Annotated in this window: 13 protein-coding genes and 1 tRNA gene; 5 read left to right on the top strand and 9 right to left on the bottom strand. The window is 70.0% G+C overall.

The window, feature by feature from the left end; genetic code table 11:
* Nucleotides 1–26 precede the first annotated feature (26 nt).
* Entirely contained in the window at nt 27–1,307 is a 1,281-nt protein-coding gene (locus tag HNQ61_RS06315) for a hypothetical protein (protein WP_170036272.1), read from the bottom strand.
* Between the two features lie 417 nt (nt 1,308–1,724).
* Here HNQ61_RS06315 and HNQ61_RS06310 point away from each other — a divergent pair, with 417 nt between their 5' ends.
* Both HNQ61_RS06310 and HNQ61_RS06305 read left to right on the top strand, forming a co-directional pair.
* Nucleotides 1,725–2,417, top strand: a complete 693-nt coding sequence (locus HNQ61_RS06310) for an HAD family hydrolase (protein ID WP_170036274.1) — start codon at nt 1,725–1,727, stop codon at nt 2,415–2,417.
* The gene (locus tag HNQ61_RS06305; protein WP_170036276.1) at nt 2,414–3,163 is read left to right on the top strand and encodes a class I SAM-dependent methyltransferase; all 750 of its coding nucleotides are present in this window, start codon (nt 2,414–2,416) and stop codon (nt 3,161–3,163) included. The genes HNQ61_RS06310 and HNQ61_RS06305 overlap by 4 nt, the downstream gene beginning before the upstream one ends.
* A gap of 156 nt (nt 3,164–3,319) precedes the next feature.
* Here HNQ61_RS06305 and HNQ61_RS06300 read toward each other — a convergent pair whose 3' ends face one another.
* From HNQ61_RS06300 to HNQ61_RS06275, 6 genes are all read right to left on the bottom strand, one after another.
* Nucleotides 3,320–4,429 carry a glycoside hydrolase family 43 protein gene (locus tag HNQ61_RS06300; protein WP_240978909.1) on the bottom strand — a complete coding sequence of 370 codons (1,110 nt, stop codon included), beginning with the start codon at nt 4,427–4,429 and terminating at the stop codon, nt 3,320–3,322.
* Between the two features lie 391 nt (nt 4,430–4,820).
* Nucleotides 4,821–6,956, bottom strand: coding sequence for an outer membrane protein assembly factor (locus HNQ61_RS06295; protein WP_170036280.1), 2,136 nt, complete (start codon nt 6,954–6,956; stop codon nt 4,821–4,823).
* A gap of 80 nt (nt 6,957–7,036) precedes the next feature.
* Nucleotides 7,037–7,366 carry a hypothetical protein gene (locus tag HNQ61_RS06290; RefSeq protein ID WP_170036282.1) on the bottom strand — a complete coding sequence of 110 codons (330 nt, stop codon included), beginning with the start codon at nt 7,364–7,366 and terminating at the stop codon, nt 7,037–7,039.
* The gene (locus HNQ61_RS06285; protein ID WP_170036284.1) at nt 7,363–8,106 is read right to left on the bottom strand and encodes an alpha/beta fold hydrolase; all 744 of its coding nucleotides are present in this window, start codon (nt 8,104–8,106) and stop codon (nt 7,363–7,365) included. The genes HNQ61_RS06290 and HNQ61_RS06285 overlap by 4 nt, the downstream gene beginning before the upstream one ends.
* A 123-nt stretch (nt 8,107–8,229) precedes the next feature.
* Nucleotides 8,230–8,862 carry a hypothetical protein gene (locus HNQ61_RS06280; RefSeq protein ID WP_170036286.1) on the bottom strand — a complete coding sequence of 211 codons (633 nt, stop codon included), beginning with the start codon at nt 8,860–8,862 and terminating at the stop codon, nt 8,230–8,232.
* Nucleotides 8,859–9,026 carry a hypothetical protein gene (locus tag HNQ61_RS06275; protein WP_170036288.1) on the bottom strand — a complete coding sequence of 56 codons (168 nt, stop codon included), beginning with the start codon at nt 9,024–9,026 and terminating at the stop codon, nt 8,859–8,861. Before HNQ61_RS06275 ends, HNQ61_RS06280 begins: the two co-directional genes overlap by 4 nt.
* Nucleotides 9,027–9,348: 322 nt before the next feature.
* Between HNQ61_RS06275 and HNQ61_RS06270 the strand changes: the two genes are divergently transcribed.
* Nucleotides 9,349–9,422: transfer RNA gene (locus tag HNQ61_RS06270), tRNA-Met, on the top strand.
* A gap of 76 nt (nt 9,423–9,498) precedes the next feature.
* Here the strand turns inward: HNQ61_RS06270 and HNQ61_RS06265 are convergent.
* Nucleotides 9,499–9,969, bottom strand: a complete 471-nt coding sequence (locus HNQ61_RS06265) for a DUF2243 domain-containing protein (RefSeq protein WP_205761791.1) — start codon at nt 9,967–9,969, stop codon at nt 9,499–9,501.
* A 65-nt stretch (nt 9,970–10,034) separates the two neighbouring features.
* Nucleotides 10,035–10,778: a type I methionyl aminopeptidase gene (map, locus tag HNQ61_RS06260; protein ID WP_170036292.1), complete on the bottom strand. Its 744-nt coding sequence runs from the start codon at nt 10,776–10,778 to the stop codon at nt 10,035–10,037.
* A 165-nt stretch (nt 10,779–10,943) separates the two neighbouring features.
* On the opposite strand from map, the gene HNQ61_RS06255 reads away from it, so the two are divergent.
* The gene (locus HNQ61_RS06255) at nt 10,944–12,170 is read left to right on the top strand and encodes a serine hydrolase (RefSeq protein WP_170036294.1); all 1,227 of its coding nucleotides are present in this window, start codon (nt 10,944–10,946) and stop codon (nt 12,168–12,170) included.
* Nucleotides 12,171–12,361: 191 nt separating this feature from the next.
* Nucleotides 12,362–12,991 carry a L,D-transpeptidase family protein gene (locus tag HNQ61_RS06250; RefSeq protein WP_170036296.1) on the top strand — a complete coding sequence of 210 codons (630 nt, stop codon included), beginning with the start codon at nt 12,362–12,364 and terminating at the stop codon, nt 12,989–12,991.
* Nucleotides 12,992–13,094: the final 103 nt, after the last annotated feature.

Genomic DNA, 13,094 nt, shown 5'->3' with positions numbered 1-13,094 from the left:
GCTGAGGCGGAAAGTGGATTCCGCGATCAGGGGCTTGGATCCGGGAGGCGGAAGCGGACAACCTGGTTGGCGTTGCGGTCCGAGGCGTACAGGTCGTCCGCGTCGGTGATCGCCAGTCCAAAGATCGCGGCGCTCCCGGCGAACGAGCCGAGCTGCCGGCCGCTGGCGTCAAATACCTGAATTCCGGAATCGCTTACGTACACGCGCCCGTGCCCGTCCACCACAATGTCTTCCGGCGAGTGCATCCCCACGCCGTCACCGCCGTCGCCGCCAAACCGGTCCACGAAGCGTCCCTCAGCCGTCAGACGGTAGATATCGCCGGACCCGAAGTTGGCCACGTACAGCCTGCCGTCTCCCGCCACGGCCACGCGCTCGGGCTTGGTGTCCCTGTCCACCTCCTTGAGATCCATGGAGGCCAGCACGGCGCCGGTGCGGCTCAGGTGCAGCAGGTCCGAAAATCCCGCCAGCGCCCAGAGCGTTCCGTCCAGCGCGACCGTCACGTCGTTGAAGCTGGCGCCGGAGGATGCGGCGAAGTCGCCCAGCGGCTTGCCCGTGGCGCCCTCATACCGCCGGATGCGGCTGGACTGGACGACAAAGACGGTGCCCTCACGGTTCGCCGCCATGGACATCATCGGCATCTCGGGATCGGCGGTCCACTGGGTCAGAAAGGTGCCGGCGGAGTCGAATACCTGCACGCGGCCTCCGCCGTACTCCGCAACGTAGACCCGCCCCGATCCATCAACCGCCACCTCGCGTGCATCCTCAAACCGTCCCGCCCCCGTGCCTTCCCTGCCGAAACGCGTCACCGTCTGCGCCCATTCCGCGGGCTTCTCCGGTTGCCCGGCGAGGCCGGTGCCAACGGAGGGCATGCTCGTTCCCGTGGAGGAACCGGTTGAGGAGGCCGGCCCCTGCGCCGCTCTGAGGATGAACCCGATCCCGATCATGCTGAGCAGCATGACCGCACCCACGATTCCCGCCACGCGGGCGATCCCCGGCGGGGACGGGACGGAGCCCGCGGGCTGGCCTTCTTCCAGGCGCGCAACGGCCTTGCGCGCCTCCAGCAGCGAGCCGCCCAGCCGCTCGCGATAGACCTGAATCGCACCCACCCGGTCGCCCTCTCGCAGATGGCGCAGCACTTCGGCGATGACGGAACTGTGCGGGTCGTGCGCCGCGATGGCCATCGGTGTCCCGAAACGTTCCGAAACCAGCGCCGCCGCCCCGCAGTAGGCGCACCGGACCAGGTTGGCGTGCTCGGATGGAACGTCCAGCGGGGCGGAGCAGGTGGGGCAGCGCAGCGGCGTCGGCATCGCGTCGTCGTCTTCGGGTCCAGATGGGGGAAGCCGACAAGATGCCGGTTCGGGGGATGGCGGAACAGGTGCAATCGCCGCTCGGCTGATCCTCTGTCGAGCGTGGCGGATTCCGTGCGGAGGTGGGCGCGGCGACTCGCGGATGACGCCACAGCTGCGCCGTCCGCCGCGCACGCTCGGGTTCTCCTCCGTCGAGGCCTCTCGACCCTGGCCAGACTCCGTCGTTTCACGACAGCGATCGCGCTTCACTCGGCCGGGAGGGTCGCGCGCCTCGACGCGACGCGGGTGGCGCAGAGCGGGAGGGGTTCCGTCGCGGACGCTCGCGCGGCGCGGGGCGGCGGACGTACTTTGTGTGCCGCAGCGGGAACGACGCGCGACGGGGAGCGCGGCTCCCACCCGATCCATCGAGAAACGCTCATGAAGCCGCCCAAAGCCATTCTGTTCGACGCCGGCAACACGCTCGTGTGGCTGGATCATCCATACCTCGTCACCCTGCTGGCGGAGCACGGAGTCCACACCACCGTGGAGGCGCTGATGACTGCCGAAGCGGAGGCCAAGCTGGTGCTGGGCGAGATGATGCGGGCCGGGCAGGCGGCCAACGACGGGTCCGCAGCCGAGACGCTGTTCCGCGAAATGTTCCGCCGCGTGGGTGCCGCGGACGAGCAGTTTCCGGCGCTCTCCGCCGCGCTCTGGGCACGCCACGCCGAGTCGCACCTGTGGAAAAACGTGCGCGAGCACACGGCCGAAACGCTGGAGGAACTGCGCCGCCGCGGCTACCGGCTGGGCGTCATCAGCAACGCGGACGGGCGGGTGGACGGGCTGCTGCAGAGTGTGGGGCTGGCGGCGCCTTTTGAATTCATCATGGATTCGCGGCAGGTGGGGCTGGAGAAGCCCGATCCGCGCATTTTCCGCCTGGGCGCGGAAAAGATGGGGCTCGATCCCTCCGAGGTGGCGTACGTGGGAGACATCTACGAAATCGACGTGCAGGGCTCGCGGGCGGCCGGGATGCGACCCATCCTCATCGACCCGCTCTGGCGCTGGAACGCGGCGGATTGCGAACGCATCCGCGGCATCCACGATCTGCTGGCGCTCATGCCGGAGGCCGCATGAACCGCCGGGGATGGTGGGACGGCTACTTCGACGAGACGTTCGTCGACATCTACCGCGATTTTCTTACGCCGGCCCGGACGCAGAAGGAGATTGCAGGGCTGCGCGAAATGGCGCCTTTGCCGCCGGACGCCGAGGTGCTGGACGTGGCCTGCGGATGGGGCCGCCACTCGGTGGAGATGGCGCGCAATGGCTTTCGCGTGACGGGAATGGATTGGTCCGAGACACTGCTGGCGCGCGCCCGCCGGCGCGCCGTGGGTGCCGGCGTGGAGGTGGAATGGGTGCAGGGCGACATGCGCGAAATCCTGTGGGAGTCGCGGTTTGACCTGGTGGTTTCCATGTACTCGTCGCTCGGCTACTTCCTGTCGGACGAGGAGGACCTGCAGGTGCTGCGGGGCGCGGCAAAGGCGCTGAAGCCCGACGGTGTTTTCGTGATGGAAACCATGCACCGCGACCACATCGTAAGCGCGTTCGCCGAGCGCGACTGGTGGGAAACGGAAGGCGGCGCAACGGTGTGGGTGGAGCGCGAATTCGACGCCATCGAGGGCGTAAGCCGTGAGTGGACGCGCTGGTCGCGCGGCAAGGAAATCGGCGAGAAGTACCACGAACTCCGCATCCGCAGCGCCACTGAGTGGGACGCGCTGCTGCGCCAGGCCGGCCTGATTCCCGTGGACTTCTGGGGTGACTGGGAACTGCAGCCCTTTCTGCACACCAGCCCCGACCTGATCGTCGTCTGCCGCAAGGCCTGACCGTCATCTCGCGAGATCGACAGTCTTCTCGCGACAGGGGTGGACGTGGAACGACCCGCCCGGCATGGTGCCGGGCGGGTCGTTTTCCGTCATCAACCAGACTGCACAGCAACCTCGGCGGATGACTCCGCCGGGCGCGTGCCGATCTGTTCCCGCCTACGGCAGCGCGGTGGGGCGAAGCTGCGGCGTGGTGGTGGGGAGCGTGGCGTTGCCCACCACCGGCCAGTTGTTCACGTACCGGATGCGGTCCAGCAGCAGTGGCCGGCGCGAGATGTCTGTGTTTCCGGGAATCAGGTTCGGCCGGCTGGAATCGATGGCGTGGTACAGCATCCACTCCGCACCCGCCGCGTCCTTGATCACGCCGTTGTGGCCCGGGGCCAGCCACTTTCCGCCAGCCTGCAGCACCGGCTGCGCGACGCCGCTTCCGTCCGTCAGCACCGTGTACGGACCGGTCGCGGACGTGGCGCGCGCCACCAGCACGGCGTAGCGGGCGCCCGTTCCGCAGCAGCTGTTTCCGGAGAAGTACATGTAGTAGAAGCCGTTCTCGAACGTCACCCACGGCCCCTCGATCAGTCCCTGGTCGTACCCCGAGGGGCCGCCGTTGCGGACCGAGACCACCGGGGTGGCGCTGCTGCCGGCCGCGAAGGTGCGGCGGTCGGCAGACAGTTCCCGCACCAGAAGGGGCGAACCCGCCGAGCCCCAGAACAGCAGGCGCTTGCCCGTCTGCGGGTCATCGAACGCCATGGGGTCGATGACGGTGAAGTTGGGGCCGCACACCACCGGCGCGCCCGAATCCACGAACGGCCCGCCCGCCGCGGTCGCCATCGCCATCCCGATGCAGAAGCCGTCATCGGGCCGCGCGCGCTTGGAGGCATCCACCTGCGCGCTGAAATACATCACATACTTCCCGTCACGTTCAATGACGTCGGGCGCCCAGAAGTTCTGCGACTCGCTGGCCCATGACGGCTTGGTGGGCATGGCTTCGCTGACGGACGACCAGCTCGCCAGATCCTTGGAACGGGACACCTGCACGCGGATGCCGGTGGTCTGCGTGGCGTACGCGTAAAAGAATCCGTCGCTGGCCCGCATGACCGCCGGATCGGGGAAGTCGCTGTCCAGAACCGGGTTCATGTACTCGTTCGCCTTGGGTTCCACCGGCGTAACGATGGGGATCGTGGTGTTGCCACCACCGCCATCGTCGCCGCACGCCACAAGAGCCAGCGTCAGCAGCGCACCGGCGCCGCGCCGTGCGTTCAGGAAGTTCATGCTCACTCGCCTCGCTCCTTGGTTGCGCCGGGCGGTCGCCGGCCACGCGACATTCCGCCCGTGGGGCGGATCGTTCCATCCTTGAAAGCTATATGGATTCGCCCTTTGCGGCGACCCCGGCCGTTCGCGACATAACACGCGCACTCCGCGCGCCGGCGATGCCGATCGTCTGCCCTCCCGTCTCCCGCGCATCTCCGCCGTCCGGGATGTGCACGGACGTGGCGGATGCGGATCGCGGCGCTGGCTTGCCGCAGACCTGATCGTCTGGCAGCGCCGTTCCACCGGCGATCCGGCGCGATGGGCCGTACACGCTTCACCACGTTGCGGGTTTTGACCGCGGATCAGTCCAGCGCCGGCCGCCACCCCGAGGCGTTAGCCCCAGGAGCATGCATCAGAATGGGATTCCGGTGGAAATCTGAAAGGTGATGCGGCGGCGGAGGGCGTCGAATCCGCTGCCGCCGCGGGTGCGGTCGTACTGCACGCCGCCCAGGTTGATGTACGCGCCGGTCTCCTCGTTTCGCGTCACGAGCGGCAGCATTCGGGTAGGGCGGGTATCCAGCGCCGCGTCCAGCCGCAGCGCCCCGAACGGCAGCCCCGCCATCACGCCCAGCCCCGGCGACACGACGGTTTCCGTGCGCGGCAGGGCCCCGGTGGGCGACGAGGGAAGGTCCGCGTGCATCATCCCCACGTCCACGAACCCGGCGAGCATCACGCCGCGGGACAGCCACAACCGGCTTTCCAGGTTGATTTCCGCCAGCGCGTCCCCGCCGACCGCGCGCACCCGCACGTCGTCCGGGTCGATGTCCACGCCCTCGCAGCCCCCGGTCGCGAGCGTGCAGCCGTCGGGAAGCACGTCGCTGTCGGGAAGCAGCAGGACCCGCGGGCCGAGCAGATTCTGCGGCACCCCGCGCACTCCGCGCGGTCCGCCGCCGTACAGTCGCGCCTGCGCGGGAAGCCGCTCGCCGCCGCCCACAAGAACGCCGAGCCGCGCGTGAGCCGCCACCTCCGCGCGGCGGCTCACCAGCCGCGTAATCGCGCCATCCAGCAGCGCTGTCGCAAAACGATACTCCGAGCCGGTGATCGCATCCGCGCCGGCCAGGCTGCCGCGCAGGGAGTACAGCCACACGGGGGCCGCGCCGGTGATGTCCGCGCGCGGCAGCTCCAGCCCGATGCGCCGGGCGCGCCGCGGGCTCCACGTCGCGTTCACCTCCAGCGGCGCCAGTGTCAGCCGGCGGTCCAGCGCCTCGGTGGTGCATTCCCCGGCGACCGCGCAGAACACGGGCGCGGCGGGCCGGTTGTCGCCGCGCTCCGGCGAGTAGGCCACGCCCACCTGCAATCCGCCAGCGAGCGTACGCCGCAGTTCCGCACGCGCCTGCACGCCCCGGCGGATGAACGCGCCCGGTGCCACCTCGCGCTGCACCGCGCCGCGCAGGAGCAGCCAGGTGTCGGCGCCGAGCGGCTCGTGCAAGTCCGCCCGTACGTAGTAGTTGGGATCGGTGAACTCGCCGGTTTCGCGGGTGCTGCACCCGGCGCCGCCCAGCAGGCTGCGCCCAAGATTGCTGCCGCCCGCGCCGAGCGTAATGGTGCGCGGCGCGCCGAACGCGTAGCGGCGGCTCACCATGGCGTCCGCGCCCAGGCAGGTGGTGGACGACACCGTTCCCAGGAACTGATACGCGCCCAGCTTCCCCGGCTCCGCGGTCACCAGCGTCTCGATGGCCGTGTCGCCGCTGGCGCCAGAGGCGCGGGGGATGACCTCCGCCGTCCGCACGACGGGGAGCGCGTACAGCCGCTCCAGCGTCTGGTCCAGCTTGGCGGGGGAGAAGCGTTCGCCGGGGCGGAAGGCCAGCCGCGAGCGGATGTCGCGGTCGCGCAGAGGTCGCTCCGCCGACACGGAGGTCGCGCCGAAGACGGCGACGGGCCCCGGCGTCACCTGCAGCGTCAGATCCACTTCGCGCCTTCCCTCTACCGCCACCGCCTGCACCTCCACCTGCCCGAACGCGCGGCCGGTGGCCGTGAGCCGCCGCCCGATCCGCTGTCGAGCCGCCTCCACGTCCGCCGGGGCGTAGATGCCGCCCGCCCGCAGCGGCATCGGGTCCACCGCCGCGCCCAAGATATCCTCCCCGCCGGTGACGCGAACCGTGCGGATGCGGACCGGCTCGCCTTCCGTGACGCGGAAGGTGACGGTCACCTCGTCCGTACCGGAAGGCGACACCTCCGCGACGGCGCGCGCATCGGGATAGCCGCGCGCAGCGTAGATTCCGGCGATGCGGACCTCATCCAGCCGCACCGCCGCCGTGTCCAGCCGCACTGTCTGACGGCCGGCGCCGGAGATCGCGCAAACCGGTGCCAGAAAGACGGATCCGCACTCCCCCCGGCGTGTGTCGATGCTGTCGCGCAGCACGGATTGCGGGAGGGCGCGCACGCCGCTGAAGCGCACGGCCTCCACGCGCGGAGGAGCCGGCGCCTGCGCGCGCGCCGGACCGGCGATGGCCAACAGGAGCAGTCCCAGCATCGCCGTGGGGTGCATGGTACGTTCGGGTCGGGAGATGGATGGTCCGGCTGCGACGCGCGGGAGCCTGGACGCGGCCGGGTGGGTGGAGATGCGGGTCAAAGCTGGCGGGCGCGGGCGGATTCGTCCGTCCACTTCGCCTTGCGAAAGGCGACGGCCCGTGCGCCGGCTTCCTCCAGAAGCGCGAGCGCTTCCTCGGTGAACACCGTGCCCACAGCGAGAATGCCGTCCGGGGCGGGCATCTTGAGCCGGCGCATCGATTTGCGCACCGGCGGCGACGGGACCACGTCCCGCGGCGAGTGCGCGAACAGGAGAAGCGACCAGGTGCCGCTGCCGCCCGTAGCCGCCTGGACCGCGTCGCGGTACGCGGGCGGAACCATGTGGGCCAGCTTCTCCGCCGGAACGGCGGGACGGATGGTGACCTTCATCGCGGCTCTGTCGGATTCAGGGTGCAGGCGGGGCGGGGCAGGACGTGCGTTTTCAGCCACCGCGGCATCTCGTCCGTCACGGTCGCCCACTGCGCGCCGTCCATCAGGTGCGGGGCACCGGGGATCTCCACATAGCGGTGCACGGATGGCGGATTCTGTTCCGCCAGGCGGCGGTGCAGCTCGCGCGCTGCGTCCGGGGGCACGTTCTCGTCGCGCTCACCGGTGATGGAGAGCAGCGCGGTGCGGCGGAACGCATCCAGGTGGCGGTGCGGGCTGTCGCCCTCCGGCCACTCCGGCGATCCCAGGATGGAAACCGCGGCGCGCACCTTCACCGGCTCCAGCAGCGCGCGGTACACGACGTATCCGCCCATGGACACGCCGGCCAGCGCCACGCGATCCGGATCCGCCATCCCCTCATCCGCCAGCGCGCGGACCAGGGACGGAATCTCCGCCGCGGTCTGCTCCGCGAGGGCAATCATGGTCCGGAGCGCCTGCTCGTGCGGCTGGTCGATGCGCTCCTGCAGGTCCGGAAGCCGCCGCCGCCCGTGCCCCGCGGCGTCCACGCCCACGGCGAGAAACCCGGCTTCGGCAAGGGCCTGCAGTTCCGGCCGGTGCACCGTGCTGTCCACGCCGAAGCCGTGGAACCAGAGCACCGCGGGCAGCGCCCCTTCCGCCGTGGCGGGAAAGGCGAGCAGGAGCGGCACACCGGCCGTCGTGCGGGATTTAAAGCGGATCGGCACGTCGCTCAGGATCGGGATCTTGGAAAATGCGACGCGTGGCCGATTCTGGATCCTTCGAATCAGCCACGCGAGATGCGCCAGCCTGGGGTGCTCATCGAGCGCGCCCTCGCACATCGCGAGGGATCAGCCCAGCCGGTGCCGAAGGAGCCATGCGTAGATCCGGTCGTCCGCGTACGCCAGCCGCGCGGAGCCGACATGGTCTTCGCCCTCGTCCAGGTACACGCGATCACCGGTCCCGTGTTCCGCCGGTGGCCGCAACTGCATGGACGCGGCGAACGCATCGGTCGCGTGGCGGGCGACGTGCCCGACGGATAGCCACACCGGCTTCCCGGGATCGCGCCGCGGCACGCGGGTGGGATCCACCGGCCAGAGCGCGGCCCACAGCTCCGGCTGCGCGAGGGCCAGGTCCATCACCCCGTTTCCGCCAAAGCTGAACCCGGTAAGGTACGTCCGCGCCGGATCGCCGCCGTGCTCCGTGTGCAGCGTGTGGACCAGCGACCGCACGGAATCCGCCTCCAGCCGCCAGTTGTCGCCCGCGAGCGGCAGCTGCGGCGCGGCGATGATGAATTCGCGCACCGCCGCCGGAGACGCGCCCGCGCTCAGCGGGCCGATCTTGGTGACCGCGGCGTGGATGTCCAGAGGCGCCGCCTCGCCATACCCGTGCAGAAAGCAGAGCACCGGCCGCGGTCCGTCCCCGGGCTCGGGGAGGGACAGCAGCGCGTTCAGCGATCCCGACGCAACCGGTTGCAGTTTCACGCGTTGCGCGGCGGAGAGTGGCTCGCGCGGTCGTCCGGCGCGGCGCGCCAGGGCGGGCGCGCGGCCGGAGCGCAGTCGATCTTGCGCTCAAAGTGGCGCGGCTCCATCCGCGGTTCCGCGCGGCGGGCGGCGGGATCGTTCTGGGCTTCGCGGGGCGTGGGCATGGTTGCGCAGGGGCACTGGCGGGCGTCGTCGCCCGCACGGGGACAGGATGGCGCACGCGGCATGCCCGCCACGGCGCACCGGCGTCATCCCCGGGCACAGATGTACACCGTAACCGCCGGGTTGACAGATGCTTATGCGGGGAGTAGATTCGGTGCATCGACATGGCAGAGAGTTTCTCTGTTTGAGCCGATATCATTGAAGCCGGGGGCTGATCTCCGCACGGACGCGAAGCTCGAGAGTGCATCGCGGAAAACGCGGGGGATGTCACCCAACGATACTCACGTATCAGGCTTCAAACACCGCTCTCTGACATGTCCTGGCCGCGGGGTGGAGCAGCCTGGTAGCTCGTCGGGCTCATAACCCGAAGGTCGCGGGTTCGAATCCCGCCCCCGCTATGTGAACAGCACGGCCCTGTACCTTTCCGGTACGGGGCCGTGCTGTTTCTGCGTCCAGCCGGACGACGTCCTTCGTCTATCCCCTGGCGGCAAACGGCCGGGCCATCGCCCACCCCGCCAGCAGCAGTCCCGCGCCGCCCACCAGCAGAAACAGCCAGTCCAGCGCGGGAACGTGCACCGGCAGGTCGCGCACGTGGTGCAGGTTCAGCAGGTGGTGGTCGATGATCCCTTCCACCAGGTTGAACCCGCCCCAGCCCATCAGCATCCATCCCGTTCCCGCCCGCAACGGGGGAAGCGGCGTGCCCGGGCGGCCCGCGCTCCACAGCGTGAATACGCCGGCGAGCGTGACGATCCACACGCCCGCGTGGAACAGGCCGTCCGCCGTCATGTTGGTGCGCATTGCCTCCATGCCGTGCGGCGGAACGCGCGCGGACAGCATGTTGTGCCACTGCGCGATCTGGTGCAGCGCAATGCCGTCCACAAAGCCGCCCATCCCCACGCCCAGCAGCAGCGCCGCCCGCCGCGCCGTCCGAACCGTCGGTTCCATCATCGCTCCTCCGTCATGTCCGCAACGGGGAGGGCAGGGGACGTGCCCGGACGGGGGCAGCCGTTTTACGCCGCCGTCAGCAGCAGCGGCCGGCCGCGGGTGATGACGATGGTGTGCTCGAAGTGGGCGCTCAGGCCGCCATCCGCCGTGCTGATGGTCCACCCGTCTCCCGTCTCGCGCGTGCGGCGCGTGGACGCGGCGATCACCGGCTCCAGCGCGATCACCAGCCCGTCCGTCAGCACGGTCCGGTCGCCGCGCAGCGCGTGGTTGACCACCTGGGGTTCCTCGTGGATGGCGCGGCCGATGCCGTGGCCGCACAGATCGCGCAGCACGCGGAAGCCCCGGCGCTCCACCTCCGCCTCCACCGCCGCGCCCACGGCGGAAAGGCGTCCGCCCGCCCGCGCCGCCTTGGCCCCGGCATGGAACGCCGCCTCCGCCGCCACGATCAACCGCCGCGCGGTTTCCGCCACCGGCGCCACGCCGACGGTGATCGCCGCATCCGAAAAATAGCCGTCCAGCTCCAGCGTGACGTCCAGCGTCACCACATCACCCTTTTCCAGCCGCCGAGCGCCGGGAATGCCGTGCACCGCCTCGTCGTTGACGCTGATGCAGGTGCTGCCGGGAAAGCCGTACACCATCTTGGGCGCGGGGCGGGCGCCGTGTTCGGCCATCACCCGCGCGGCCACCTCGTCCAGCTCGCCCGTGGTGATCCCCTCGCGCACCGCCTCGCGCATGGCGCGAAGGGTGAGCGCCACCACGTGGCCGGCGCGCCGCAGCCCCTGCAGTTCCGTTTCCGTTTCAATCGACATCCGCCGTTCTCCCTGTACGTGTTTGGCTGGCTGCAAATGTGGCGGATGGATGCGGATCGCGGAACCCCCTTTCGCACCGATGGCGCCACGGGTGAGCCGCGGCAAGCTCCGTGCATTTCGCTGTCGCATTCGGGGATGCAGCGTCGGAAGACCGGGGGAGGGAACGTGAGGCGTCTGGGTCGGGTGGACGGGCTGCTGATGGGCGGTGTGGTGCTCGGTCTTGGCCTGGGGCTGGCGACGGCGGCCGGGTCGCGGCGTCCGGCGGGGCCGCCGGTGCCGGAGCCGCCGGGCGCGGTGGAGCGGTTTCTTACCCCCGCGCCGGTGCCGATTCCCTCCGCGTCCATTGCGAAGGCAGAGTCGCTGATTTCGCGCAACGTGCGCGGCCAGGCGTTTCCCGGCGCGGCGTTCGCCGCCGGCAACCGCGAGCAGGTGGAGGAGGTGAAGGGGTTCGGGCGCATCGGCTGGAGCGACAGCGCGGCGGCGGTGAGCCCGGATTCCACCCGGTACGACCTGGCGTCGCTCACCAAGGTGGTGGCCACGACGGCGGCGGTGATGGCGCTGGTGGAAGACCGCAAGCTGGACCTGGACGATCCCGTGCGTGACTACGTGCCGGAGTTCAGCGGCGGGGCCAAGGACCGCGTCACCATCCGCCACCTGCTCACCCACACGGCCGGGCTGCGCGCGGGTGCGGCGGACATCGTGAGCGACGATCCCGCGGCGGTGCGGCGCTACATCATCACCCGCCCGCTGATCGCGGAGCCGGGGGTGGACGTGCTGTACTCGGACCTGGGGTTCGCCATCCTGTGGGCCGTGGCGGAAAAGGCGGCGGGGGAGCCGCTGGGGCGCTACCTGAAGTGGCGCGTGTGGGCACCGCTGGGAATGACGGCCACGGAGGTCGGGGTACGTTCTCCCTGCGCGGACTGCGCGCCCACGCTGTACCTGGAAAACTCCGACGAGCCGTACACCGGCGGATCGTACGACGAGGTGGCGCGCCGGCTGGGCGGATACGGCGGCAACGCGGGCGCCTTCAGCACCGTGCGCGACCTGTCGCGCTTCGCGGCGATGATCGCCAACGAGGGACGTCTGGGCGACATCCGCATCTTTCAGCGGCGCACCGTTCGCGGCTTCGTGCGGCCGCAGCCCGGGGCGGGGACGCGCGCGCTGGGGTGGGAAGTGTACTGCCGGGAGGGTGTGGTTCCCGATTCCAAGGGGTGCGAAAACATTCTCGCGCTGGGCCACACGGGGGTGACGGGAACGTGCCTGTGGATCGATCCCGTCTCGCGCACCTGGTTCGTGCTGCTCACCAACCGCACCTACCTGCCCAAGCAGGAAATCGACATGCAGATGCTTCGCCGCCGCGTGTTTCGCGCACTGGCGCCCGCGGAGGAGTGAATCTGCGTCGGTTGCAGAAGTTGGATGTGGATGTCAGATTGCTACCTGACCGGCTTCCGTGCAGGGGCGGATGGAAGCGGGGTGACGGGGGTTTGCGGACCGTCGTCAGCCCATGGCAGGCTGGTCCCTGGCACGATCCTGGCTCTTCCGGGAACAGGTGAGGTCAGGCCAACTCAAAGCAGAGCAAGGCGATGCGGATCTGGAACAAGAGCGGTTGGATGGTTGCGGCGGCGCTGGTGATGGCTCCGGTGGCGGCGAACGCGCAGAGCGCGGTGCGCGACTCGGGGCTGATCGTGTCGTCGGTGGAGCAGGCGATTGCACAGCCCGCGGCGCGCATCGAGGGCTTCGCGCTCACGGTGGACGTCTCGGACCGCGCGCTGTACGTGATGAGCGGCGAGCGCGTGGTGCGGCGCTTTCCCGTGTCCGTGGGTGAAGACGGCTATCCCACGCCGCAGGGATCGTTTCGCATCCGCCACATGATCTGGAATCCCAGCTGGACGCCGCCGGCTTCGAGCTGGGCGCGCGGAAAGAAGCGCGAGGCGCCGGGCTCTCCGGGCAACCCCATGGGCCGGGTGAAGATGTTCTTTCAGGAGCCGGACTACTACATCCACGGCAGCGGCGCCATCAGCTCGCTGGGCAACGCGCGTTCGCACGGGTGCATCCGCATGCGCAACGAGGACGCGGTGGAGCTTGCGCGTCTGGTGATGGTGAACGGCGGTGATCCGCGGAACCCGCAGTGGTTCCAGCAGACGGTGGCCAACCGCACCACCTCGCGCGACGTCGTTCTGCCGCGGCCGGTGCAGGTACGCATCCGCGCCTGATTCTTGGCGGGTTCGATGAACGGAAGGGCCGCCGGTCTCCTGGAGATCGGCGGCCCTTTTCGCGTCTCGTGCACTTCCCGGAAACTGCCGTTTCACACGGAGG

This window comes from Longimicrobium terrae, from assembly GCF_014202995.1.
In the GTDB taxonomy this organism is placed as follows: Bacteria; Gemmatimonadota; Gemmatimonadetes; order Longimicrobiales; family Longimicrobiaceae; genus Longimicrobium; species Longimicrobium terrae.
This window is presented reverse-complemented; position numbering and strand designations above follow the sequence as displayed.